A 22,871-nucleotide genomic window follows, 5' to 3' on the forward strand; every position below is an offset into this window, starting at 1 on the left:
CCCTCTTTGTTAAAATGACTTTAATATGCATCCTTGGAGCCCAGCAGCACACGGAATGTTTTCAGCATGATGATCATATCCGTGCGGAAACTGCGTCTAGATATGTACTCCAAATCCAGTTCTACCATCTGGTCAAAGCTTAGATGATTACGACCGCTGATCTGCCATAGTCCGGTGCAGCCCGGTGTGACCGTCAGACGCAGCTTATCCCTCATGGTGTAATCATGAACTTCTCTTGGCAATGGGGGTCTGGGTCCTACAAGGCTCATATGCCCACGCAGTACATTGAAGAGTTGCGGTAGTTCGTCGATGCTCGTTCTGCGAAGAAAGCGGCCCACACGGGTAATTCGGGGATCGTCCCGCATTTTGAACATCGCACCCTCAATTTCATTTTCCACCAGCAATGCAGACAATCTGGCCTCGGCATCAGACACCATGGAACGAAATTTGATCATGCGAAACGGTCGCTCATGTTTACCAATACGGATTTGATAAAATAATGCACTTCCTTTGGGGTCCTCCAGCTTGATCAACAAAATGACGAGCAGAAATACCGGGCATAGTACGATGATTCCAATAAAAGACAGTATAATGTCCATACTTCGCTTCACGAACGGATATACGCTCCATCCTTGTCGTCGTTCAAGCCCATGAGCGACCGAATATACATCCACTGACGCGCTCAGCACTTTGGCCTTGTTCGAGCGGGAAGAAGACACGTCTCATCACCTCACTCCTTGTTGATAAATATTATTAATACATTGTTAAAAGAATCTTATATACTCTTATTTCCCCCGATTTATTCATGTCAGATTGCGTTCCTCCATACCACGCTCGGCGCGGCGCTTCACGTTATTGAGCACTACACCCAAAATGCGCGCCTTTACTCTTTCCAAATTTGCCTTCGCCTTCTTAACGACATCCTTTTTGACCTTCCCTGCCTGCACTACCAAAATGACACCATCACACATGGCACTTACAATGAAGCCATCCGGAAAAGACAGCAGGGGTGGCGTATCCATCAGAATCACATCATAATGTTCTTTGAGCTCAACTAGTAGAGCCTTCATTCTACGGGAACTGAGCATCTCGGACGGATTGGGTGGATTCGGTCCAGCCGTGATCGCATGCAGATGATCAATCCCAGTTTCCTGAACCACATCCTGCCATGTCTGTTGATTGGCAAGTACCCGTGTAAGCCCTGTATGATTGCGCAAACCAAACATATGATGCAAGGAGGACCGACGCAAATCCATGTCCATAACCAGCACCTTTTTTCCTTCTTGTGCATAGGTTACAGCCAAATTGCTAATCGTGACTGTTCTGCCTTCACCCGCCTGAGCGGACGCCACCATCATCACCTCAATCGGCTCGTCTATAGAAGAAAACTGAATGTTAGTGCGGAGCATGCGGTACTCCTCCGACACGGAAGACTGAGCATGCAAGGATGTAACGAGCTGATTATTGATTAATCGCGGCATATTGTCCCTCACCTACCTGTTTAGGAGTTGTAGTAGAGCTGTCAGAGCGTCTATCTTCTTTTTTCATTTTTGTAATCAGGGATAGGGTAGGCAGACCAAGTTCTTTTTCAATATCTTCCTCATTTTTAAATGTATCATCCAATACCTCCAGCAAAAACGCCAAGCCTATTCCCAGCAATAAAGAAATGGCAAAAGCAATAAAAATCTGTATAGCGGGATTATTGTTCACGGGAACTGCTGGATCATTCAGGCTGGCTTCGCTTAGGATGGTGACATTGTCCATTTTCATGATAGAGGGAATTTGCCGTTTGAATACTTTGGCTACCGCATTGACGGTTTTCACAGCCTTCGTATACGACAAGTCGCGGACTGTTACATCCATGACCTGTGAGTCACCTGCGGTGTTCACTCTCAATTTTTGCGCCAAAGCTGACGGAGTAACCTTGAGATCGGGGAAGCTGGCGACCACCTGATCCATAATCGCCGAGGAGATCATAATTTGTTTATAGGAGTTCGTTAAGGCTATGTTGGTTTGCACTACACTGTAATCGACAACACCTGCACGATCCGGTCGTGGCGTCTGGTTAATAATGAGCTTGGCAGTAGCTTCATAAACCTGCGGGGTAAAATATACATTTTTTATGCCTACTACAGTACACACCAACAGTACAATACTGCCAATCAACCACATTCTTTTGCGGATCAAACGGATGTACTCTTTCAACTGCACAAGACCAGTCCTCCCTGCTTGACTTGTTTTCGATGAATAACGCTTGTACTGATCCTCTGCATGACGGGGAAAAGAACGATGCATGACCCTCTAATCTATAGTAAAATGTTGTATAATAGCGCATAGAAGGTCTAGCCAGCGAATAAGCACAAAATGCTCAATCATCGTTGGCCTCTTAAGGGTATATAAATGAAGATATCAGTGAAAACTATGAAATATAGATACGTTATGTAACTTACATAATAATTTATGATACAAATTGTATCTTGTCAAGCGCAAAATTGCTTTTCTTACCTCTCTTAACCTTGCCTTCAGGAGGAAAAACAGATGAATTATGGAACCCGCATCGCTGAATTACGAGAACATAAGGGACTAAAACAAGAGGAATTAGCGCAATCCCTCGGAATTACGCGGGCGGCTCTTTCTCACTATGAAAAAAATAGACGCAAGCCAGACTTTGAGACCCTGACCAAGCTCGCTGATATTTTCGAGGTAACCATCGATTATTTGGTGGGACGTACGAGCCACCCGACAGCAATATTGGATTCAGATGTGAGGGAATTTGTGGATCAGCTTGAACTGTCCGACGAGAATATCCTGCAACGTTTTAACCTGACGATTGACGGACGCACCTTGTCTGAGGAAGAAGCCAAACGTTTTATCGCGTTTGTTCGAATGGAACGAATGATGGAATAAGGAACGCGCCGCTGCTTGATGTTTTCTCAAGTAGGACCAGCAACTGAAAATTACACGCGCTTGTCTTTCCGGTACTTCGTTCTATCAGCATCGCCCTCCAGCCATTCTGGTGTCGTGATCCCACATTGGAGCAAAATGTTCCGGATGTCCAAGTGGATGGCTGCTTTGCCTGCTTTCCGTGCGTTGTCTCGAAGAAGAGGCCCATTCCCCCCTAATTCTGTTTCCTTGTTCATTCAGCAATAACCTCACTTTATTAGTCTTGGTCACCGGAAAGAAATTCCCTACAAACCATGTATGTATAGTCATGAACAAAACTATTATATATGAATACATACCTGCAATGTTGTCGTCTTATGACGAGAATATAAAAGGATTTTCTTATTTTTTTCTCCATTATACGTAAAGTATTGGCAATTCAGAACGATTTACAAATAAAAAAGAACCTGTCAGGTCCTATTTTCTCCTGATAGGTTCTTTTTTGCTTTTTTTCGGAATGATGTTAGATATTCATGAGGTAAGGTCCTATATGCATTCCGGTGTAACTAAGCAACCTCGGCTGCCTGAGAAACCTGAGTACCTCCGGTCGCTCGGACTTTGTAGACGTAATGACTTCCAGCTTTTACGGTGCGGTCCGTATACGTGCTTCCTTCTACTTGCGAGGCAATCACCTGATAGGCACCGTCTGTACGGTCAGCACGCAGCACATCATAGGATGATATGCCTTCTGCTTGAAGCCAATTAATCTTTACCGCCCCATCCTGAATTGAGGCTGCTTTTACCTCTGTTGGGGCAGAGGCCGTGGTTTGATCTGTACTTTTTAGTTCCAAAATATATTGTACCGATTCGCCAGGACCCAGCCTTTCTTCGAAATCAAGGGCAGGAGAAGCCTTGAGACCTGATATGGATCGCTGCGCCTGAGAGTAGGTGGAACCCGCTCCGAAACGTTCCCCCGTGTACAAGCCAGCTTTCGGCATCGTTACCCGCACACGAACGGTCTGCGTTGTGGATTCAAAATTCACTAGGTTCACCAGCAATTTGTTCGAGGTAGCGCCGCTACCTGCCAGTGATTTAAGCTTGGATGTATCCACCGCGCGAACATAGACCATCTTATCCTTCGTCTCCTCTGGATTCAGTATGGTATAAGTCAGCGGTTTACCATGCGTAGCATACGCTAGACTCAAGCGTCTCATGATCTTAACGCGAGTGTCCTGTCCTTGCCCAAACGGATAAATTTCCGTGTTAGCCGGGTTGTGACTTTGCAGATCAAAGCCCGTTTTAAACAGCGTATAATCCTTATAAAAAGCAGCGTGCTGGATAAACATATCGGCAAACCCGATTTGCGATCGCATAATCCGATCGAATGCAGCTGCTTGTGGCTGACTAGCCCCGTAATCAGGATTGTCTCGATGCGTATCGTTAGTACCAAACTCCGTGTTTAGCATCTTTTTCGCCAGTCCGTTGCTCGAACCACCGAAGGTTTTCAAATTCTGAACGAAGCTGCCCCCGCCCTCTTCATTATACGATTCACCGTAGGCATGTCCGTTGGTCAGGTCGGTGACTTCTTCCAGCTGTTTACGCTGCGCCGGGTCCCGTTCCCATCCATCCGGATCACCGCATTTTTGCGTACCTCCGGTTTGATTTTTGCACGCCTTGGTAGAGTATGTCGGCCAGTAAGCCCAACCCGGCGCTACGGTTTTGAGATGCGGTGCCAATTGCTTGCCTTCCGTATTCAACCACTTAGCCACAGCCAGGTCTACCGCCTTGGAACGGTTAAACAATCCAGGTTCGTTATCTACTTCATAATATTGAAGGTATGAACCGTATTTTTTTACATAATCACGCAACTTTTGCTTGGCCGTCTCTGGCAGAGTACCATCTTTTTGCAGCTTGATATCACCTGTGTATAGATACAAAGCAGACGATTGCATATTATACTGCTTTAACGTTTGATAGTAATCATCCACATCTGTGCATGCCTTGCCTACATTACTGGCACAAGTTACCCTCATGACGTTGCCACTATAAGCAATTCCCAGCCATTTGAGAACGTAAGGTAGATGCTTAACTGCACCCTGATCATAATAAAATTCTTTATTATTCACATTCGTACCGGTCAGTATATATTTCCCATGTACTGGTTCGGCCGCAGGGGAAGCTAACGTCTCCAAGCTCAAGTCATCCCAAGTCCACCACACATTTTTATCTTCTGCAGAGGAGCAGTATAGGCAGCGCGCTGTCTTTAGCTTGAGTACGTTAACACCGCTTTGCAATTGTTCTTTGGGGATATACAGCTCGTAGTTATTTTTGAAGTTATAGGTACTCCCAGTACCGGATACCCCGGCAATCTGAATAATTCCAGACAGCTGGTGATTTGAAAAGACAGCCATCTGCGGCACCGCTTTGCCCGCATCCAAAATCCGAACACGGAATATCATACCATTGGGAGGAACCTGATTCAGTTTATACTGAAGTGACAGTTCTGGATTCGTGGATGCATTCAAACCTGGAGGAATATCACCACTGCTGAGCAATACCGGAACTGTTGTACTCTCTGCTTCCGACAACGCCGAGAATGTTCCTTTAGCAGAGGATTCAGTAGAAGCTGCTGCTGCAGAAATTTCGATATTATCCCTACCGACTACTCCTTTAAATTCCGCTGAAGAGTCATCCCTCTGGCCCAGCTTCCATACTGGACTGGCCGCCGCTACCTTATCCGTCTGCAATTCTGCACTTTTTGAAGGCGTGTATATAAACCAAGCGATCATGGCTAGAGCTGCGACACCTAGTAATCCGGATAATACGACCGTATACCTATGGGTCAACCATTTTTTCATCATATGATACACCCTCTCTCCTCAAAATTTATGACCGGGAAAGAGTATCTATCAAGGAAGAAACAAAGCGTTTCCGGGAACCACCGCTTTCGCTTCATGCTGACTTTCCCACATCAGACGAGCCATCGCATCGCCTTTTTCATCATAGTATTCCACTTTTAGATCTACCATTTTACCTGCTTCCAAAGCAATACTGCCTTTACGCTCTGTCCAGCTTTGTTTGAACCAACTGTCAATCACCAGCTTGCCGTCTACCCATACGCGAATACCATCATCGGATATAGTTGTAAATGTATAGGTCTCGCTGTATTGTGGTTTGATTTTACCTGTCCAGCGAACCGAGAACTGGTCGGCATTTACCTTGGGATCAGCAGCAACGGCGCGCCAGTTATAATCCAGCTTGCTGTCTGTACGGATCAAAACAGGACTGCCGTTCACATTCATATTGTTGAAATATTCGCCCCGCAGCCCGTTCACATAGACTACATCAGGAACAGAAGGAGGAGTCGGAGCTGGGGGTACGATTACTACTGGCGGAACCGGGATAGGCTCACTTTGTCCCTCATCCGGTAAAGTCGGCACATCTGCCCCAGGTTGTTGGATTGCTGCCAGCCCATTTTTCACATCATCCCGTGTCAAACTCCTCGAATCGTTCATATAATCCTGTATTTGATTGGTTGTGTTATTCTCAGTCAGCATCTTGCCCCAAGTCATGGAATACACCCATTTGGGCTGTGCCTGCAACACCTCAGAGCTAGGCATCTCACCATGCTCGCCAATGGCAATCGGCTTATTCCGTGCCAGTCCGAGCAGTCCTTCATAATGACTTTGCTTAAAATCATTATTGTAGATGTCTACTGCCAAGATATCCACTTTGTCATCCCCCGGATATTTCGGGGTATACGGGACAGTATAGGAATTGGGAGCATTGGGACTCCACACCCACAGCAGATTGTTCAACTGATGCGTGTTTACAAAACGGTCGTACATGATATTCCATAGCTGATTGAAATTGTTTTTGTTTCCCCACCAGAACCAGTCACCATTCATTTCATGATAAGGTCTCCACAATACTGGAACCCCTGCATCACGAAGCTGCTTTAACGATACAGCGACCTTATCCAGATCGGCAATGAGGAGGTTATACTGCGTAGTGCCTGGTGTCACGTATTTATTGAACTCCGCCTGACTTACTTTCGCCTGCACATTGGCCCAAGTCAGCGGTCTACCCGGCAACGCTTCATGAAAAGTCATCGTCACAATGCCACCGGCTCTGCTCCAACGAATAGCGCTATCGACGACATTTTTACGTTGTGCTGCTTCTGTAGCGTCGGATTGACCAGAGATGGCTCCCATCTCATAGCCGTGCAGACCCACATACGCCTGGCTGATTTTTTGGACCTTGTTGCTTAATTCATCTGGACTTTCCAAATAATCATGCTGACCAGTGACTGTTTTCTTTCCAGAGATGCTGAGTAAATAATTGTATAGTTCACGGGCCTGAGTAGAAGCGTCCGAATTAACAGGTTGTAATGAAGCGGCATTCACCACAGACAGAAAACCACCAAAACCGACGGGAAACAAAGAAAAAAGCATAACAACGGGGAGTACATGACGTATCAGTCGATACAGAGGAATAAAATTGAATCTCACTTTAGCTCTTCCTTTCGGTAGCCAGGCTGCCATCCTTACGGGAAGGCCCTTTAGCTTTGCGTACCAGTCTTTCGACAGGGCTGCGTTTATCGTTGGAAGGAGTTTGGATTCCTTCTTAACCTAAGTATCGACTTTTTTTTACCAAAATTTAATAGGTCATGTTCATGAATTTACAGGTTTTCGCCCAATTTCGACAGTTTAGGTCATTAATTTTTCATCAAATCTTCTTTTTTACGTTTTTACGCAAATAATTACGAGATAAATTGATGACGAGAAATTTCATTCCAATCCATACAAAAGCGTACAATATCCTCTTCAACCAACTCAGAGCCAGTCTGAACTTCAATCAAATCCACATCGGTTACAGCCAAAATGCTATGCTTCGTCCCTTCAGGGATGCGAACTACGTCACCGGCCTTCACTTTATGCAGCTTCTCATTCAAAATAATTTCCGCTTCGCCGCTAATAATGGTCCAGATTTCACTTCGTTTGAAGTGAAGCTGGTAGCTGATATTTTTACCTTTGTGTACGCGGATTCGTTTGGTCAGTACCTCATTACCCTCGTCATACTTTACATAGTCTACAACCCGATACTGTCCCCAACGACGTTCTTCATACATTGGACGCTGATCATGAGCCTTGAGCACTTCCTTGATGCGTGGACTTTCTGCCTTATTGGTCACAAGAATGCCATCTGGGCTAGCGGCTACAATCAGATCATTCGTTCCAATGATCGCCACAGGAATGTCCAACTCATTAATAAGACTCGTATTGACGCAATCTTCCGTTACTACCCCTCTACCCACTTGCTGATGAGACATCTCTTCTGTGAGTGTATTCCAGGTTCCTAGATCCTTCCAAAAACCATCGTACGGAAGCACCACGATGTCTTTTTCCTTCTCGACTACTTCGTAGTCAAAGCTGATTTTTTCCAGAGACGCATATTGTTTTTGCATTTCTTCATAATTCAGCGGCAGACCCTTGGATGCCAAAATATCCAGCAAATAGCTTAATTTGAATGCAAAAACCCCGCAGTTCCATAGAGCATTGCGTTCCATTAGACGCTCCGCCTGCTCCCGGTCGGGTTTCTCTTGAAAATGGCTCACTTCGCGGTAGCCTGTGCTACCTTGAGTGGCATCGTTTTTCGGAATAATATAACCGTATTTCTCTGAAGGATAGGAAGGGACAACCCCGATTAATGCAAGCTTTCCTTCACTCTCCTGAAGTGTATGTTCGAGTTGGGCTACGGAAGCAAAGAAAGCATCCTCTACATAAGGATCTACAGGCAATATAGCTATAATTTCATCAGGCGAAACACCCGCAATGGAATATAGATAAGTCGCTGTCAGCGCAATCGCAGGAAAAGTATCTCTGCGTTCCGGCTCAACAATGATGCGCGTATTCGATCCGATTTGACTCTGGATCATTTCGACCTGCGCTCTCCCTGTCGCAATAAACGAGGATTCGGATAATCCGTTGTCTCCCAATTGTCTCCATACCCGCTGTACCATGGATTCCGAAATCCCTTCCGGGCTCTCCAGTACCTTCAAAAATTGTTTGGAACGGGAATCGTTGGATAACGGCCATAATCTTTTACCGGAACCACCAGACAAAAGTACGAGCTTCATAAATCTCCACTTCCTCTCTATATTGGTTGGTGATCGAATGGGGCAAGGTTGAGTAGCCCGCTACGGGCTCGATTTGATCTTATGATCGCTGTTGGATCGGGATTCATTCGATTGTATAAAATCGTATCAAGGTTTGAATCCCGGTCCAAAGGCGAACGCTATCGCTTCTCCAGATTCAAATCCATTCCTGCGCTACTCAAATATGCATCATATCGATCATACCTTGTGGTGCAAAAGGCACGATCGGACATTATTAAGTCCGGTCAGCCTGTAAAAATCTCACGCTTTCGGCGCTTGCCCGCTGTGCTTGCAAGCTTCTAGTAATCGAGGTTTCGTAACGCCTTGCCAAGATTGCTGCGACAACCGCAATGGCTTCTTAATCGGAAGGAGCGGCTCAACTATGCCGCTCCTTCTGATACGCCCTTCTACTCCCATCCCATAAGGTGGGAGATTAAACATTGTGACTTGGTGCGGCAAAAGCAGCGGAGCGGGCAGAATTGTTCTGAAGAAGCGTCAGCGTTTGCCTTTATCCCCGGATTTTAACCTTGGAATGTTTAATACAATCTAGAAAATCCGGGGGTAACAGCAATCGGAAGAACAATCTGCACGCGCAGCGCCTTAAGCGCCTCCCACATCACCACAGTCACTTTTTATTCGGTCACTTCGGTCACTTTTTAAACTTCCACTTTATCTCTGTTCCACCCACTCATCCGCGGACGACCCACGGAGTAGTATTCCAGCCCAGAGCCTTGGATCTGTTCCTCGGTGAATACGTTGCGACCGTCAATCAGAACTGGCTTGTGTAGAATGGAGCCCAATTGCACGAGATCAACTTCTTTGAACTCTTCCCAATCCGTCAGCAGGCACACAGCATCGCTTCTTTCGGCGGCTTGCTGCGGGGAGGAGCACCATATAATATTCGGGTGATCTACGCGCTCCTTGAATTTATCCATCGCAATGGGATCATACAGCTTGACAATAGCACCTGCCTGAATGAGCGTTTCTACGATTTCCAGTGCTGGAGCTTCGCGGATATCATCTGTATTGGGCTTGAAGGCGAGGCCCCAAATGCCAATCGATACGCCGTTTAGCTGACCCAGCGATTCACGCAGCTTGGATACAATCATAAAGCGCTGGTCGGTATTTACCTCTACCACCGATTTTAACAACTTAAATTCATAGTCTACATTACCCGCAATTTGGATGAGCGCATTCGTATCTTTCGGGAAGCAAGAGCCCCCGTATCCGATCCCTGCTTGCAGGAAAGAGGAACCAATCCGTTTGTCCATGCCCATACCTTCAGCCACACAGGTAACGTCCGCGCCAACCTTTTCACAAATATTAGCAATCTCGTTAATAAACGAAATTTTAGTTGCCAGGAACGCATTGGAGGCATATTTGATCATTTCAGCACTGCGGATATCCGTCACATAGATTTTATCCGTGAATACCTGATGCAGAGTGACCATTGTTTCACGCAAACCTGTATTGTCCAGACCAATAATGACGCGATCTGGATGAAGCGTATCATTGATGGCTGAGCCTTCTCTCAGGAACTCCGGCGCGGATACAATATCAAAAGACAAACTCGTATGACGAGCGACTACGTCCTTAATCTTTTCGTTCGTTCCGACAGGTACGGTACTCTTAGTCATAATAATCTTGTACCCGTTCATGGCTTTCCCGACATCGGCGGCCGCCTGTTCAATGTAGGACAAATTCGCCTCGCCGTTAGCCAGTGAAGGCGTACCTACTGCTAAAATGACGATATCCGAGCGACGTACCGCATCGGCCAAATCCGAGGTGAACTCTAAACGGCCAGCTTCCAGATTCAACGCGATCAATTCTTCAATACCTGGTTCATAAATCGGAGATTCCGCACGGTTCAACATATCGATTTTGTACTGCTCCAGATCGACACAAATTACCTCATTACCTTTTTGCGCAAAACATACACCCGAGACGAGTCCAACGTATCCAGTACCGATTACAGCCAGTTTCATTCCGTTCATCCTCCTTTTAGAAAGTTCACATAGGCTTGTTCTACATACTTTTTCAATTGATCCTTGAAGTTATCTTCATCAAATTTGCGGGCATGGGTAATGATATCGTCCACATTCCATGCATGTTGCTCAACCTTTTCGACGGCCTCCAGCACATCGTCTACTTGATGCTTGCGGAAAAATACGCCGTTCACATGAGGAACAATCGTATCCAGCGCTCCCCCACCCTGAAAAGCGATAACGGGCCGTCCGGCCGCATTCGCCTCCAAAGGCGTAATACCAAAGTCCTCTTCCCCCGGAAAGACAAGTGCCCGGCATTCGGCCATCAGCTTGTTAACCTCTTCGTCTTCAAGCCTGCCGAGGAACTCAATGTTCGGGGCAGCCATGGCTTCGAGTCGTTTACGATCCGGTCCTTCGCCAACGATGCGTAGCTTAAGACCGTTACGTTTGAATGCCTCAATCGCGAGATCAATGCGCTTGTAGGATACCAAACGGGATACGATCAAATAATAGTCACCGATGCTTGTAGCACGTTTAAAACGGGATGTATTGATAGGAGGGAAAATAACATCTGCCTCCCGTTGGTAATAGTGCAGAATTCTCCGCTTGACGACGGAAGAATTGGCGACAAACTGGTCTACGTTGCGAGAAGTTTTGGCATCCCATGTTTTCAGCCTGTTCATGTACAGCTTTAGCATATTTTTGAGCAGGTTGGATTTGGACTGCCGGGCCATATATGTATCGTAATCCCAGGCAAACCGCATCGGTGTGTGACAGTAACAAATGTGAAACGTATGTTTGGGTACCTGGATGCTTTTCATAAATGCGCTGCTAGAGCTTAAAACAATGTCGAAATCCCTAAAATCAAAATCACGGATAGCGATGGGATACAGCGGCAGCACTCCTTTGAAGTTGGCCTTCACTCCTGGGATGTTTTGTAGCCAAGTGGCTCTAATATCCGCATCCTTCAAGTTGCGCGACAGACGCTCGTCGCTGAACACCGTTGTGAAGATGGGAGCCTCCGGATACATATCATGGAATACCTCTACTACCCTTTCCGCTCCGCCCATTTGGATTAAGTAATCATGTGCTATCGCTATTTTCATCTGAATCATCCTTTAACGCGAATGTCGGTCAGACTCCTGCCAACAAACCCTTATAGTAATGAACTATATCCTTAACAGTGTTCTCGATGACAAAATGCTTCTTGACCCGTTCCATCCCTCTCTCACCCATCTGCTGACGTTCCTGTGGATGCTCCAGCATCCAGCGGATGGCTTCTTCCAGCTTGGCAGGTTCTCCCGGTTCAATGAGCAGCCCGGTTTCATTGGGTACCACCGTTTCCTTGGGACCACCTTCGTTTGAAGCGATCACTGGCAAACCTGCAGCCATGCCCTCAATAATGACCTGACCGAATGGTTCCGGTGTAATGGAGGTATGAATTAGCAGATCACAGCGCTGCATCAGACCCTGAATGTCGTCGACGTGTCCCATCAGATTGACGTTGGTCAACCCATATTCGCGCATCGTGGATTCCAATCGTTGTTTATATTCCTCTTCTCCGAACAACGCATCTCCAGCCAGCCAGAATTTCACACGCTGATCTGGTAAAAAAGAACGTGCCGCTTCCAGTAAAATATGTTGTCCTTTCCATTCCGCCAATCTGCCGACCAACACGACGTTAAACGAGTCATCGCCACGCAATTGCGCAGCCGAATCACGAGCCGTAATCGCTTTGGCAAAAGCGGAGTAGACGACGAGCGTCTTTTTGTCCGGGGGTAATTCCAATGCACTCAGCGTAGATTTGGAATTGGCAATCACACCGTTAGGCAAAAAGCGGGACATGAGCCGAATCCCTTTGGCTACAATCGGCTTCAGATACGGCGGACCGATGTGGTCACGGATATGCCATATCAACGGCAGCTTCGCCGATTTGGCGGCTACTGCACCATACAGTGCAGATTTGAGTGAGTTCGTGTGCACACACACGACTTTTTCCTCGCGCAACAATGGTGCGAGTTTCCTGCCGTAAGCCAGCAAGCGAAAGGCTGCTGCAGGCGCACCCAGATTGACGGCATTTCGTCCCCGATTACGAATCGAATCATCTAGTGGAACAATGCGCACATCAATATCACGCTGCCGAAGCCGATCCGCCAAATCGCCCTCCTCCGCCAAAATAACGAGCGGGTCGATATGTTCCCCGATATTCGTCAGTATGTTATACAAAGCAACTTCGCCGCCGCTCCATCTTGCCGTATGGTCAATATAAGCTACTCTCATCATTTCGACGCCGCCTTTCTGTCAAGGACCTGTCGGAACACCTCTTCTACCTGTTCCGCTACATGTCCCCATGTATATCTGCTCAGGACATGGTCCCGGCATTCCTGTGCATTCGGTAGAAGTTCACGATGATCCAGCACACGCAGCAACCCTGCAGCAATAGCTTCACTGTCCGTCCCCTGGAACAATAGCTCAGGACGGAATCCTCTTAAGATTTCCTTGTTGCCGCCTACAGGAGTGGCCAACACCGGTAGACCCGAGGCCATCGCCTCAACTGTGATCAGACCGAAACCCTCTAGTGCCTGTGTTGGCACAACAAACAAGTTCGAGGCTTGATGGTACAGGGGCAGCTCCTCATCCGACACATAACCAAGCAACCTTACATGGTTATGAAGATTGTATTCCGCCACCTTGGAAGCCAATTCCTCCATCAAGGGCCCCTTTCCACCAATCAGCAGCAGATGATCAGGGTGTCGCTCGGTTACTCGCCGCCATGCTTCGAGCAGCTGTAGCAGTCCCATGCGATTAACAAGACGACGAACGGTTAGCACAATCGTCGCATTTTGCGGCAAATTCAGCCGCTTACGTACAGCCTCCTGATCCTCTGCCGGATGAAACCTTTCTACATTCGCCGCACCAGGAATAATATGAATTTTGCTAAGTGGTACTTTATAGTGCTCGTGCAAAATATCCCGAAAAGTCTCGCTTAGCACTATAAATTTATCCGCCAGACCATAAGCTTTCATTTCAATGGATTTGGCCAACGTCGTTTTAAGAAAATGCTTAATTCCCTGTCCTTCAATCTTCATTTCCTCCGTCCACGGTCCGTGGAAGGTGGTAACGACAGGGATTCCTCTTTTTTTCGCCTCCAGTGCCGGTCCGACACTATAGGGAGCAAAATGGGAATACAGCACATCGATCGGTTGCTTGTCGAACAGTTCTGCTGCATATTTTTGCATCAGCTCTCGGCGCTTCCAGATGGATTGCTGCTTGCTGCCAATCGAATGAATACGAATACGTTCAGGCGCCTGAGGCTGCTCATCACTACAAATTAGAGCATCCAGCGTATTGCGCTCTAGCGTAAGCTGCTCACAGATGGATTTGAAATATGTGTTGAGACCTCCTGGCTGTAAGGACGGCCAGCTCAATCCCGTTGCCGCGATACGAAATCCGTTATTGTACGACATAGCTGGTTTCTCCTTTCTGCTCGGTCTGTCCGCCATCCACGACTTCTATCTTTTTTCGCCGCTTGGTTAACTCATAATGCTTGAAACAGACGAGAAACTCATACATCACCCAGAAAACGGCTACAGCAAAACCCGCTAACCCCTTGCGGTATAAGCCTTGAACAAAATACTTCTGTACAAAGCGGGCGGGGGGCCTCCACAACAGTCTGGTAATTCGAAAGGATCTTCCTTTGTTAAATGCCGTCTCTGCTTCCAGATCTGTATATTTGTTAAAACGGGTCATATGATCACTGATGCTGCGGAATCCATAGTGCCATAACACGCCCTCCAGATTGATGATCTGAGAAGAGGCTACATCTGGCATTTCATGAACAAGACTATTCGTAATGCCATAAATTCGCCGATTGTACAAACGAACCAAATACTCGCCTTTGTTCATCCATTTGCCGAGAAAATCGCCAATGCGAAATACGGAATAGGCTTTGGCCGGATCGTGGAGCGTTTCCTTTACTTTCAATAAGTCACCAAGCAACTCTGCATCCACTACTTCGTCTGTATCAATCAGGAAAATCCAATCAAATTCCGCTTTATCAACACCAAACATACGCTGTTTGGCATAACCGGGCCATGGGTTGGAAAACACCCGACAGCCCAATGATTCAGCTACCTGAATCGTATTGTCCTTGCTCCCTCCGTCAATGACGACGATATCGTCCGCAAAGGGCTGGCAGGATTTGATGGCAGCTGTAATTCGAATGCCATCATCCTGAGCGATAATAACTACGGATATCCGGTTGTCCGCGGGAACGCTAGACATGTGGTTCATTAGCGGGTGCCTCCTTCTTTATCTAACCGTTAACTGGCTTTTTCCGGATGTAGTGTGACATCGTTGATCGGAGCCATTGAAAATCTTGTTTGGAAATAACCAGTCTTGGAATTTTCATTTTCAGAACGAACTTAACATTACATAAAATGAAAACGAACCGTAAAATCCCCGAAGACAGCATTGCTATCCCTGCACCCGTCAATCCATATCTCGGCACGAGTATGGACAGCAATGGAATGACGAGCGCCAATCCGACACCCTGTAGAATGGTAACCAGTTTGGGCTTACCCAACGCCATAAATTGTTGTGCCAGCACCATGGTACCTCCACTGATAGCAACTTCAAGCACCAGAAACCGGAATACCGTAAGCGCTTGTTTAAACTCTTGACCATATAACAATGTGAATACGAACGGAGCAACCAGCATTAACATCACCGCAGCCAAAAAGGTTGCCGTTGAAGTCACTCGAAATGCCCGAAATGTTATGGCCACCGCCTCTTCCTTATCCAGCCCGGAGGCTTTGGGAAACAGCACGACAATGATCGAAGTTGAAAATACATTCACCATCCGGGCCAGGCTGACCGCTACCGCATATAAACCGAGATCTGCAGGTCTGAGCAGACCCGCAATCAAAATCTGGTCAATGTAAGTGGAAACCTGCCCCATGAGATCATTCCCGTATGAACCCATACCGTAGGTAAAGAGATTTTTAAATTGCGTCCAGCTGTTCTTCACCTTTGGTTTGTACAGCCGAATCATTCGTATCGTGACACCGATATAGATCGGCAAGCCTGGCAGTAAGTAGGCCAATGCTGAGGTGTACGGATTCATCGTCCCCGTCAGGATCAGAATCGCCAGTCCAAGCAGCGTACTTAGTGGTACCAGATACCGAAATAAATTGTACTGTTTATATTCCGAGCGAACCTGAAGCAATGCATTATTGATCTGTGAAATCGCTATGAGTGGACACATCATCATGGAGCACTGCGCGAAAAGTATGACCGATGAAGAAAAAGAGCGCAGCCAATAAGGAATTAGAAATACTCCGATGAGTGTCGCCATCCCCCCGAACACCGTAGCCAGCAGCAAGGCCAGACCATACAGCTTCCCCGTTTCCTCAGGTTTCCTTTTGGCATTGTAAATCAATGCAGATGGAACACCGAAGCTCATGCAGAAGGCAAGAAATTGGGACCAGTTCACCATCGCTGTCTGTTCCCCGCGTCCAGTAGGACCCAAGAATCGTGCCGTCAGCACACCAGTCAGCATATTCACAACGAGAATCAGCATACTGAATATCATCGTTTTTACTGCTGCAGAGCTGTTATCCTTGCTTTTGGCAAACCGAATCACCGTGGACCATAGTGTCCGGACAGGTGCGGATAATGCTTGTAAGTTTTGCACAGCCTTTACCTTCTTTCCGCGATGACATCTTTTGCCCATAGTCCTATTCCGATCATCATCCAGATCAAATAGCCGCGCATACCGGGGAAACCATTATCCGATATGAGACTGGCTACAGCTCCGGCCCATGTAGCCAACGCCAGTCTGATATAAGGCTGACTGGAATTCCGTTCGGCAATACGGACGAGAAGGCGCTTGATGATAACGAACAGACCACCGAAGAAAAAGAATGCTCCGCAAATACCGAAGGTGAGGAAAATGGCAATATATCCATTATCCATAATCCCAAGTTCACCGAGATCGCCGCCGTTATCAAGCTTGGTTCCGATTCCTACACTCCCGATCCCCTGCCCGACCGGATTGCTAGTAATCGCTGGAAGCATTGTATGCAGTAGATCCAAACGTTCATTGTACGAATGATCCTGTTGAATATCTGTCAACGTCTGCATGCGAGCCACCAAACCTTCTGCCCCCGGAAGTTTTGGAACGATGATGTAGAGAAGAAGGCCGACGATAGCAAGTTGAAACAGAGTCTTCCACTTTCCTTTGGAGGATGAGCTGAGAATGTAAGCCAGCAACATGACGAATGCAATCAGCCAGGCTGAACGTACGAGCGTGACCAAAAGACAAACAACTGTTAGCAGGACTCCAATCCATCCCAAAGTGCCTCGCCACCGTTTCTCCATCAGCATCGGTACAAGTGCCATTGCCAGGAAAATAGCGCATGGGCCGGGCGAGTTCATGGAAGAAAACACTCTGATTTGAAGCGGTTCCGGCATCCCAATGGAATTCATTTCCACATGATTCATCCAAAAAGCATCCCAAGGAGGCACCGTCAAGTACTGAATAATGCCGTATATCGCTACAAGAACAGCAATGTTGGCGTATGAATACAGCAGTCGGTCCAGCTCCTTTGCTTTCATTGGCTTAATCGCAAGATAAGGCAATAGAAGCAATGGAACCACATAATTGGCCAAATCATAAGCAAAAACAATACCATTTTTGAATAACCCGACCACACTTCCGTAGGCCAATTCTATGCCGAAAAATACAGCAATTCGGGTTAATGGCTTTTCCGCCAGATGAATACCCCGCAGCACAGGAATGATCAGCATGCTGCTTACCAGCAGCGGCGCCACGCTCAACAAGGAAACCGAGTGATACGTTCCCTCCAACCAATCTGCAATGCGGCGGATTTCCGGGCCTACTGCCCACACCACCAGTGTGTAAGAAATCAGTAGCCGTGATTGCAAGATCGCCAGCAGGAAGGCCGGAAAAACGATCGCCAGCAATATGGCTCCCTGCTGGCTCGTGGTGGGATTCATCTTGGCGCTGACAAATCCGATGGCGAGTGGCAGCATACAAGCCAGCACCCCCATACCAATCATGCCGATTCCACGCCGACTTCCTAGCCAGAAGGAAATCTGCTGATCTGCCAACCGACTCATGTTTCTCACCCCTGGCCTCCCTTCATCCGCTTCCGCTTGAACATCTCTTTAAACAGCAGAACGAGGAACTGGGAATCCTCAATCAAATATCTTTTCCACAATCGTTTAGGCTCCTGAGACAACCTCCAAAACCATTCAAATCCTGTCTTCTGCATCAGCTCCGGTGCTCTCTTTACATTCCCCGACAGGAAATCAAAGGTCGCTCCCACCCCAATCGAAACTGGAGCGCGGTAAGTCTCATAATATCTGTAAATCCATTTTTCCTGCTTCGGTGCTCCTACACCTACAAAAACGATGTCTGGGCGAGCCTCTTGGAGCAACTGGATAATGTATCTGTTCTCCTCTTCGTTTTTCTCAAAGCCATAAGAAGGAGAATAGCAGCCCACCACATTCATGTTTGGATAGGATTCCTGGAGATTAAGCATAGCCTTCTCAGGAATACCGTCAGCTGCACCCAGAAAAAACAAACGATAGCCTCGATCCTCAAAAGCCTCTCCCAGCCGGGTGAACAAATCGGAGCCTGACACCTTTTGTTTGAGGGGTTTTTTCAGTAACTTAGACGCCCAAATGATAGGCATTCCATCAGCCACTACAGCTCCGGCATCCGAATATACCTTGCGGAATTCATCATCCTTGCGAAGCTTGATCACATGATCGACATTACAGGTCAAAATGTAGGAATGACGCTGATGCTCAATAGAAGTATCTATAAATTCGAGTAGATCATTAAAATCGTAATTATCAAAGTTGACATCGAACATGTTCACTCTGCTCATCGTATCACTTCTCTTTGCGAAAATCGGTTTGAGTAGATGTTTGGTATAATGCATTCAAATACCAGCAAAACGGAATAATCATCTGAACCGTCGACAACGTATTATCTGAAAACGAGTAGATCAAAAAACCTGCAATTAAAGTTGCAAAATAAGGTTTAATAGACTTGGCAAGTGACCGGTAAATAAGAGCGAACACGATCAGTAATGAAAGCATTAAGAGCCCGCAACCGATATATCCGGTATCAAAATAAAAGCGTATATACTCGTTATGCGGTACAACAAAACCATTGAATAACGTCCCGTCGTTCGCAACCGTTACCGCGCCAAGTCCTCTGCCTGACCAAGGGTAATCATGTACTCTGTTCAAAAAATATTCCCATGCCTCCGAGCGTCCCGATAGGTCAATGCCTGTGTCGGTCTCCCGTTCGAAGGAGCGTTTTTTTAAATTGTTCCATTGCAGGGCCACCGCCCCCAGAGCAACCAAAAACGATCCGGCCAGCGGTAGCAAATAATTGACTTTTCCCTTGAGGTATTGACGGGCAATATCAAACAGATACACAGCAAACATTAATAACAATGCCAGAATCGGCCCACGTGTACCGGTGGCGATCAGGATTAAAAAGTTCAGTGCCAACACCGTGTAATAAAAGGCAGCTTGCCTAGGTTTGCGCTTGACCTCAATCAGCGAGACGGCAATTCCGAGAAAGGAGAGCATTGCCAAATGCGGCGGTATATTCGCTCCTTGTACTCTGACTGCGCCCGTAAATTCCACATCCGTAAATGAATGCAACCCTAAAACCTGCAAGCCTAATCCAATGACCACACTAATAATCGGCAACAGGCTGATCAGTCGAATATGCTTTTCCGCCACATCCTTTTTCCACTGGATCAGTAAAAAAAAGAAGGGCAGTGATAGTCCCACGAACGCCTTGACGGCAATCGAGGTCGTTAACAAAGGCAGCCATGCTGAAAATCCAAATGTAATCCCCAGCATGATCACCAATGCCCAGACTGGATAGCTGAACTTGAGACGAATGCCATATACGAGCATGCAAGGCACTAGCAGAGCCAAGATGCCCAATTTGTACAATGACAATATCTCAATGCCGAACACGCCACCCTGATACAGAGAATCGACCGAGACCGCTGTGCTTAGCAAAACTGCATAGCTGATGCGCTCTGGATGATGGATAGAGACAGCCAACAAAAGCAGTAAGCATACCGCTGCAATACTGACCACAGGTTGATAGGTAGCTGCAATTCCTACAGCAAGAGCGCCTAGTAGAAAAATAAAAACATGCTGTATGGTGTTTATTCTGGAAGTCCAAGGATAGTTACTCATGTTCAATCTTTCACCCCGCAGCTGACTCGCTTTTCCGGTTGCGCAGTGTATCCAGCGTTCCGCGGATATTTTCAAGCCTGCACCGGTTCAACAGCTTCCTGCCCTCAGTACGTGCCAGCAGGGAATCCACCGTGATGTATAACACTTTGGCTGCTACTTTTGCCATCAGCATCGCGTTGCCGCGCAGACCTGCAGCCTGAGCAGCATTAGACATACCCTGACAATAGTAGCGATTCATAATCCATTCTCTCGTTAAGCGTGAAGCCGGAACAAAATGTTCTACAGCCATGTGTGGATGATACATAATCGTTCCACCATTTTTACGGATTTGCTCGAATACCCACGATTCTTCACCAGATAGTAGGATATCTCCCTTTCTGCCCAAGTGAAGCGGGAACATGACGGCGGCGAAAGCCGTTTTGCGCATAGCCATATTCGCTCCAAATGGATTCAGTCCCGCCGGATATTCACGAACGGATTTCCCCAGATCAATAATCGTGTAAGGCAGTTCAAGCGGCCCTGTCAACCAGTTCGGCCGTTCCGTTTCAAACTTAGGATCAATTTTCCCACCCATAGCCGTCAGCTCGGGATTGTTCCCAAAGGCCGACATAATCGTTTGCAGCCATGTAACACACGGAATTGCATCATCATCCAGAAAAGCAATGACGTCTGCTTTTGATAACGTAATGCCGGCATTACGAGCGGCAGACAGTCCTTGTTCGCGCTCATAATGATACCGAAGATGAATGTCTTGGCCATGTGCAACGGTAAATCTTTTGATCGTTGCTGCTGTATGATCGGTAGATCGATTATCGACCACAATGATCTCAGCCAGTGCAAGGTCTTCCAGCTTCAGCAGAGACATTAACGTTTTCTCCAGCAGGTCCGCCCGGTTATAGGTGCAAATAACGACGGACACTGCGGGACATCGCTTAAATGCATCCATCAGTAAGCATCCTTGGAGAACAGCATTTTAACGCCTGTTTTCATGATAATTTTCAGATCGAGCCACGTATTGCGAACATGAATATACTTCAAATCCATTTGCACCATTTCTTCGAAGCCTACACTGTTACGTGCGCTCACCTGCCAGTAACCCGTACATCCCGGCGTTACAATCAGACGCTGCTTGTCATAATCGGAGTATTGCTCAACCTCGCTGGGCAACGGCGGGCGCGGACCGACTAAAGTCATATCTCCAACCAACACATTCCACAGCTGCGGAATCTCATCAATACTCGTCTTGCGTAGAAAACTGCCAATTTTCGTGATCCGAGGATCGTTTTTAATTTTGAACATGGCGCCGCTCACTTCATTCAGCTCCATCAAGTCCTTTTTCAGTTCCTCGGCATTGGACACCATTGAACGGAATTTATACATATCGAATAACTTCTCATTCTTGCCCACCCGAGTTTGCTTGAAAAACACACTTCCCTTTGGGTCTTCGAGCTTAATCAGGATGGCCACCACTGCAAACAGCGGGAGCAAGACGATTAAGCCCACGAAAGACAGCAGCATATCAAGGAGGCGTTTTGTGACCAGGTAGGACGTTTTATCCTGAATTTGTGTATTTCCGTATGGCATGTAAAACGCTTTACCTGACATGACAGCCTCGCCATCCTCCGGTAAATTTTCCATGCTCATGCTGACGTACCTCCTCTCAACCCGCTGTGGTTGCTTTCTCAGTCTTTTTCAGCCATTCATTCATGGCCTCCATAACCGGATACTTCAAATCATCGCTGGCAAGTGCAAATTCAAGAGTGGTTAAAATATATCCAAGACGTTCACCTACGTCATAACGCGTGCCTTCAAAGTCATAGGCGTATACACGTTCACTCTGATTCAGCTTTTGGATCGCATCCGTCAACTGAATTTCGCCGCCAGCTCCTTTTTCCTGAAGATCAAGATATTTGAAAATTTTCGGTGAGAACACATAACGACCCATAATAGCCAGATCGGATGGGGCTGTGCCTGGAGCCGGTTTTTCAATAAAATTATTCACTCGGTACAATCGTCCGTCCTGTTGGTCCGGTTCAATGATGCCATACCGGTTCGTGAATTCCTGTGGTACCCGCTGCACGCCGATCACAGAATTTTGTGTTTCCTCATATTGATCCATCAGCTGGCGCAGGCAAGGTTTTTGACCTGTTACGATATCGTCGCCCAACAGCACACCAAATGGCTCGTCCCCGATAAAGCGTCTTGCGCACCACACCGCATGTCCCAGACCTTTCGGTTCTTTCTGGCGAATGTAATGGATTTCCACTCCCGAAGAACGCTGTACTTCCTCCAGAAGCTTCAGCTTACCGTCCTCGAGCAGCTTTGATTCCAACTCAAATGCGTTGTCAAAGTGGTCCTCAATGGCACGTTTACCTTTACCCGTAACGATAATAATGTCCTCGATACCAGAAGCAATCGCTTCTTCCACGATATATTGAATCGTAGGCTTATTGATAATCGGAAGCATTTCCTTAGGCATTGCTTTGGTAGCAGGGAGGAAGCGCGTTCCCAATCCTGCTGCTGGAATAATGGCCTTTTTCACTTTTTTCATCATCGCACTCATTCTCCTTGCTTCATCGAATTTT

Annotated in this window: 20 protein-coding genes and 1 riboswitch; of the genes, 1 reads left to right on the plus strand and 19 read right to left on the minus strand. The window is 47.0% G+C overall.

Annotated elements, in window-relative coordinates:
• Positions 1-20: 20 nt before the first annotated feature.
• The 3 genes from BN1546_RS05410 to BN1546_RS05420 all read right to left on the minus strand — a co-directional run bounded on the left by BN1546_RS05410 (position 21) and on the right by BN1546_RS05420 (position 2,211).
• Positions 21-719, minus strand: coding sequence for a sugar transferase (locus tag BN1546_RS05410; protein WP_013369834.1), 699 nt, complete (start codon positions 717-719; stop codon positions 21-23).
• Between the two features lie 84 nt (positions 720-803).
• Positions 804-1,481 (minus strand): CpsD/CapB family tyrosine-protein kinase, encoded by a 678-nt coding sequence (locus BN1546_RS05415; protein WP_090736362.1) that lies wholly within the window; start codon positions 1,479-1,481, stop codon positions 804-806.
• A complete protein-coding gene (locus BN1546_RS05420; protein ID WP_013369832.1) occupies positions 1,462-2,211 on the minus strand; it encodes a YveK family protein in 750 nt (249 codons plus the stop codon). Before BN1546_RS05420 ends, BN1546_RS05415 begins: the two co-directional genes overlap by 20 nt.
• A 327-nt stretch (positions 2,212-2,538) precedes the next feature.
• Here BN1546_RS05420 and BN1546_RS05425 point away from each other — a divergent pair, with 327 nt between their 5' ends.
• Positions 2,539-2,907: a helix-turn-helix domain-containing protein gene (locus tag BN1546_RS05425; RefSeq protein WP_013369831.1), complete on the plus strand. Its 369-nt coding sequence runs from the start codon at positions 2,539-2,541 to the stop codon at positions 2,905-2,907.
• A 50-nt stretch (positions 2,908-2,957) separates the two neighbouring features.
• On the opposite strand, the gene BN1546_RS05430 is transcribed toward BN1546_RS05425, so the two are convergent.
• The 16 genes from BN1546_RS05430 to galU form a co-directional block, all read right to left on the minus strand.
• On the minus strand, positions 2,958-3,140 hold the full coding sequence (locus tag BN1546_RS05430) for a hypothetical protein (protein WP_013369830.1): 183 nt from the start codon (positions 3,138-3,140) through the stop codon (positions 2,958-2,960).
• A 309-nt stretch (positions 3,141-3,449) separates the two neighbouring features.
• Positions 3,450-5,744 (minus strand): hypothetical protein, encoded by a 2,295-nt coding sequence (locus tag BN1546_RS05435; protein WP_090736365.1) that lies wholly within the window; start codon positions 5,742-5,744, stop codon positions 3,450-3,452.
• Between the two features lie 48 nt (positions 5,745-5,792).
• Positions 5,793-7,394 carry a glycosyl hydrolase gene (locus tag BN1546_RS05440; protein ID WP_090736369.1) on the minus strand — a complete coding sequence of 534 codons (1,602 nt, stop codon included), beginning with the start codon at positions 7,392-7,394 and terminating at the stop codon, positions 5,793-5,795.
• Positions 7,395-7,407: 13 nt separating this feature from the next.
• Positions 7,408-7,489, minus strand: a riboswitch (cyclic di-GMP riboswitch).
• 156 nt (positions 7,490-7,645) lie between these two features.
• Positions 7,646-9,022, minus strand: coding sequence for a sugar phosphate nucleotidyltransferase (locus BN1546_RS05445; protein WP_013369826.1), 1,377 nt, complete (start codon positions 9,020-9,022; stop codon positions 7,646-7,648).
• Between the two features lie 674 nt (positions 9,023-9,696).
• The gene (locus tag BN1546_RS05450; protein ID WP_013369825.1) at positions 9,697-11,025 is read right to left on the minus strand and encodes a UDP-glucose dehydrogenase family protein; all 1,329 of its coding nucleotides are present in this window, start codon (positions 11,023-11,025) and stop codon (positions 9,697-9,699) included.
• 5 nt (positions 11,026-11,030) lie between these two features.
• Complete coding sequence (locus BN1546_RS05455) at positions 11,031-12,131, minus strand: glycosyltransferase (RefSeq protein ID WP_058829110.1); 1,101 nt, start codon at positions 12,129-12,131, stop codon at positions 11,031-11,033.
• Between the two features lie 28 nt (positions 12,132-12,159).
• Complete coding sequence (locus BN1546_RS05460) at positions 12,160-13,308, minus strand: glycosyltransferase family 4 protein (RefSeq protein ID WP_090736372.1); 1,149 nt, start codon at positions 13,306-13,308, stop codon at positions 12,160-12,162.
• Positions 13,305-14,492 carry a glycosyltransferase family 4 protein gene (locus BN1546_RS05465; RefSeq protein ID WP_090736375.1) on the minus strand — a complete coding sequence of 396 codons (1,188 nt, stop codon included), beginning with the start codon at positions 14,490-14,492 and terminating at the stop codon, positions 13,305-13,307. The genes BN1546_RS05460 and BN1546_RS05465 overlap by 4 nt, the downstream gene beginning before the upstream one ends.
• Positions 14,479-15,318: a glycosyltransferase family 2 protein gene (locus BN1546_RS05470; protein WP_013369821.1), complete on the minus strand. Its 840-nt coding sequence runs from the start codon at positions 15,316-15,318 to the stop codon at positions 14,479-14,481. Before BN1546_RS05470 ends, BN1546_RS05465 begins: the two co-directional genes overlap by 14 nt.
• A gap of 22 nt (positions 15,319-15,340) precedes the next feature.
• Positions 15,341-16,720 (minus strand): lipopolysaccharide biosynthesis protein, encoded by a 1,380-nt coding sequence (locus tag BN1546_RS05475; RefSeq protein WP_014599533.1) that lies wholly within the window; start codon positions 16,718-16,720, stop codon positions 15,341-15,343.
• A gap of 5 nt (positions 16,721-16,725) precedes the next feature.
• Complete coding sequence (locus BN1546_RS05480) at positions 16,726-18,168, minus strand: O-antigen ligase family protein (RefSeq protein ID WP_025678650.1); 1,443 nt, start codon at positions 18,166-18,168, stop codon at positions 16,726-16,728.
• Between the two features lie 5 nt (positions 18,169-18,173).
• On the minus strand, positions 18,174-18,944 hold the full coding sequence (locus tag BN1546_RS05485; RefSeq protein WP_014599532.1) for a WecB/TagA/CpsF family glycosyltransferase: 771 nt from the start codon (positions 18,942-18,944) through the stop codon (positions 18,174-18,176).
• A gap of 4 nt (positions 18,945-18,948) precedes the next feature.
• The gene (locus BN1546_RS05490; protein ID WP_013369817.1) at positions 18,949-20,286 is read right to left on the minus strand and encodes an O-antigen ligase family protein; all 1,338 of its coding nucleotides are present in this window, start codon (positions 20,284-20,286) and stop codon (positions 18,949-18,951) included.
• 10 nt (positions 20,287-20,296) lie between these two features.
• Positions 20,297-21,232: a glycosyltransferase gene (locus BN1546_RS05495; RefSeq protein ID WP_013369816.1), complete on the minus strand. Its 936-nt coding sequence runs from the start codon at positions 21,230-21,232 to the stop codon at positions 20,297-20,299.
• Positions 21,232-21,930: a sugar transferase gene (locus BN1546_RS05500; RefSeq protein WP_013369815.1), complete on the minus strand. Its 699-nt coding sequence runs from the start codon at positions 21,928-21,930 to the stop codon at positions 21,232-21,234. The genes BN1546_RS05495 and BN1546_RS05500 overlap by 1 nt, the downstream gene beginning before the upstream one ends.
• Positions 21,931-21,946: 16 nt before the next feature.
• Positions 21,947-22,837, minus strand: coding sequence for a UTP--glucose-1-phosphate uridylyltransferase GalU (gene galU / locus BN1546_RS05505; protein ID WP_025364257.1), 891 nt, complete (start codon positions 22,835-22,837; stop codon positions 21,947-21,949).
• Positions 22,838-22,871 lie beyond the last annotated feature (34 nt).

Source organism: Paenibacillus sp. Mc5Re-14 (assembly GCF_001049835.1).
GTDB lineage: Bacteria > Bacillota > Bacilli > Paenibacillales > Paenibacillaceae > Paenibacillus > Paenibacillus polymyxa_C.

Bases quoted from the DNA above. Each gene is read 5' to 3' on its own strand.
- BN1546_RS05415 (WP_090736362.1), bottom strand. From the start codon at position 1,481: ATGCCGCGATTAATCAATAATCAGCTCGTTACATCCTTGCATGCTCAG.
- BN1546_RS05425 (WP_013369831.1), top strand. From the start codon at position 2,539: ATGAATTATGGAACCCGCATCGCTGAATTACGAGAACATAAGGGACTA.
- BN1546_RS05430 (WP_013369830.1), bottom strand. From the start codon at position 3,140: ATGAACAAGGAAACAGAATTAGGGGGGAATGGGCCTCTTCTTCGAGAC.
- BN1546_RS05435 (WP_090736365.1), bottom strand. From the start codon at position 5,744: ATGATGAAAAAATGGTTGACCCATAGGTATACGGTCGTATTATCCGGA.
- BN1546_RS05445 (WP_013369826.1), bottom strand. From the start codon at position 9,022: ATGAAGCTCGTACTTTTGTCTGGTGGTTCCGGTAAAAGATTATGGCCG.
- BN1546_RS05450 (WP_013369825.1), bottom strand. From the start codon at position 11,025: ATGAAACTGGCTGTAATCGGTACTGGATACGTTGGACTCGTCTCGGGT.
- BN1546_RS05455 (WP_058829110.1), bottom strand. From the start codon at position 12,131: ATGAAAATAGCGATAGCACATGATTACTTAATCCAAATGGGCGGAGCG.
- BN1546_RS05460 (WP_090736372.1), bottom strand. From the start codon at position 13,308: ATGATGAGAGTAGCTTATATTGACCATACGGCAAGATGGAGCGGCGGC.
- BN1546_RS05465 (WP_090736375.1), bottom strand. From the start codon at position 14,492: ATGTCGTACAATAACGGATTTCGTATCGCGGCAACGGGATTGAGCTGG.
- BN1546_RS05470 (WP_013369821.1), bottom strand. From the start codon at position 15,318: ATGAACCACATGTCTAGCGTTCCCGCGGACAACCGGATATCCGTAGTT.
- BN1546_RS05480 (WP_025678650.1), bottom strand. From the start codon at position 18,168: ATGAGTCGGTTGGCAGATCAGCAGATTTCCTTCTGGCTAGGAAGTCGG.
- BN1546_RS05485 (WP_014599532.1), bottom strand. From the start codon at position 18,944: ATGAGCAGAGTGAACATGTTCGATGTCAACTTTGATAATTACGATTTT.
- BN1546_RS05490 (WP_013369817.1), bottom strand. From the start codon at position 20,286: ATGAGTAACTATCCTTGGACTTCCAGAATAAACACCATACAGCATGTT.
- BN1546_RS05495 (WP_013369816.1), bottom strand. From the start codon at position 21,232: ATGGATGCATTTAAGCGATGTCCCGCAGTGTCCGTCGTTATTTGCACC.
- BN1546_RS05500 (WP_013369815.1), bottom strand. From the start codon at position 21,930: ATGAGCATGGAAAATTTACCGGAGGATGGCGAGGCTGTCATGTCAGGT.
- galU (WP_025364257.1), bottom strand. From the start codon at position 22,837: ATGAAAAAAGTGAAAAAGGCCATTATTCCAGCAGCAGGATTGGGAACG.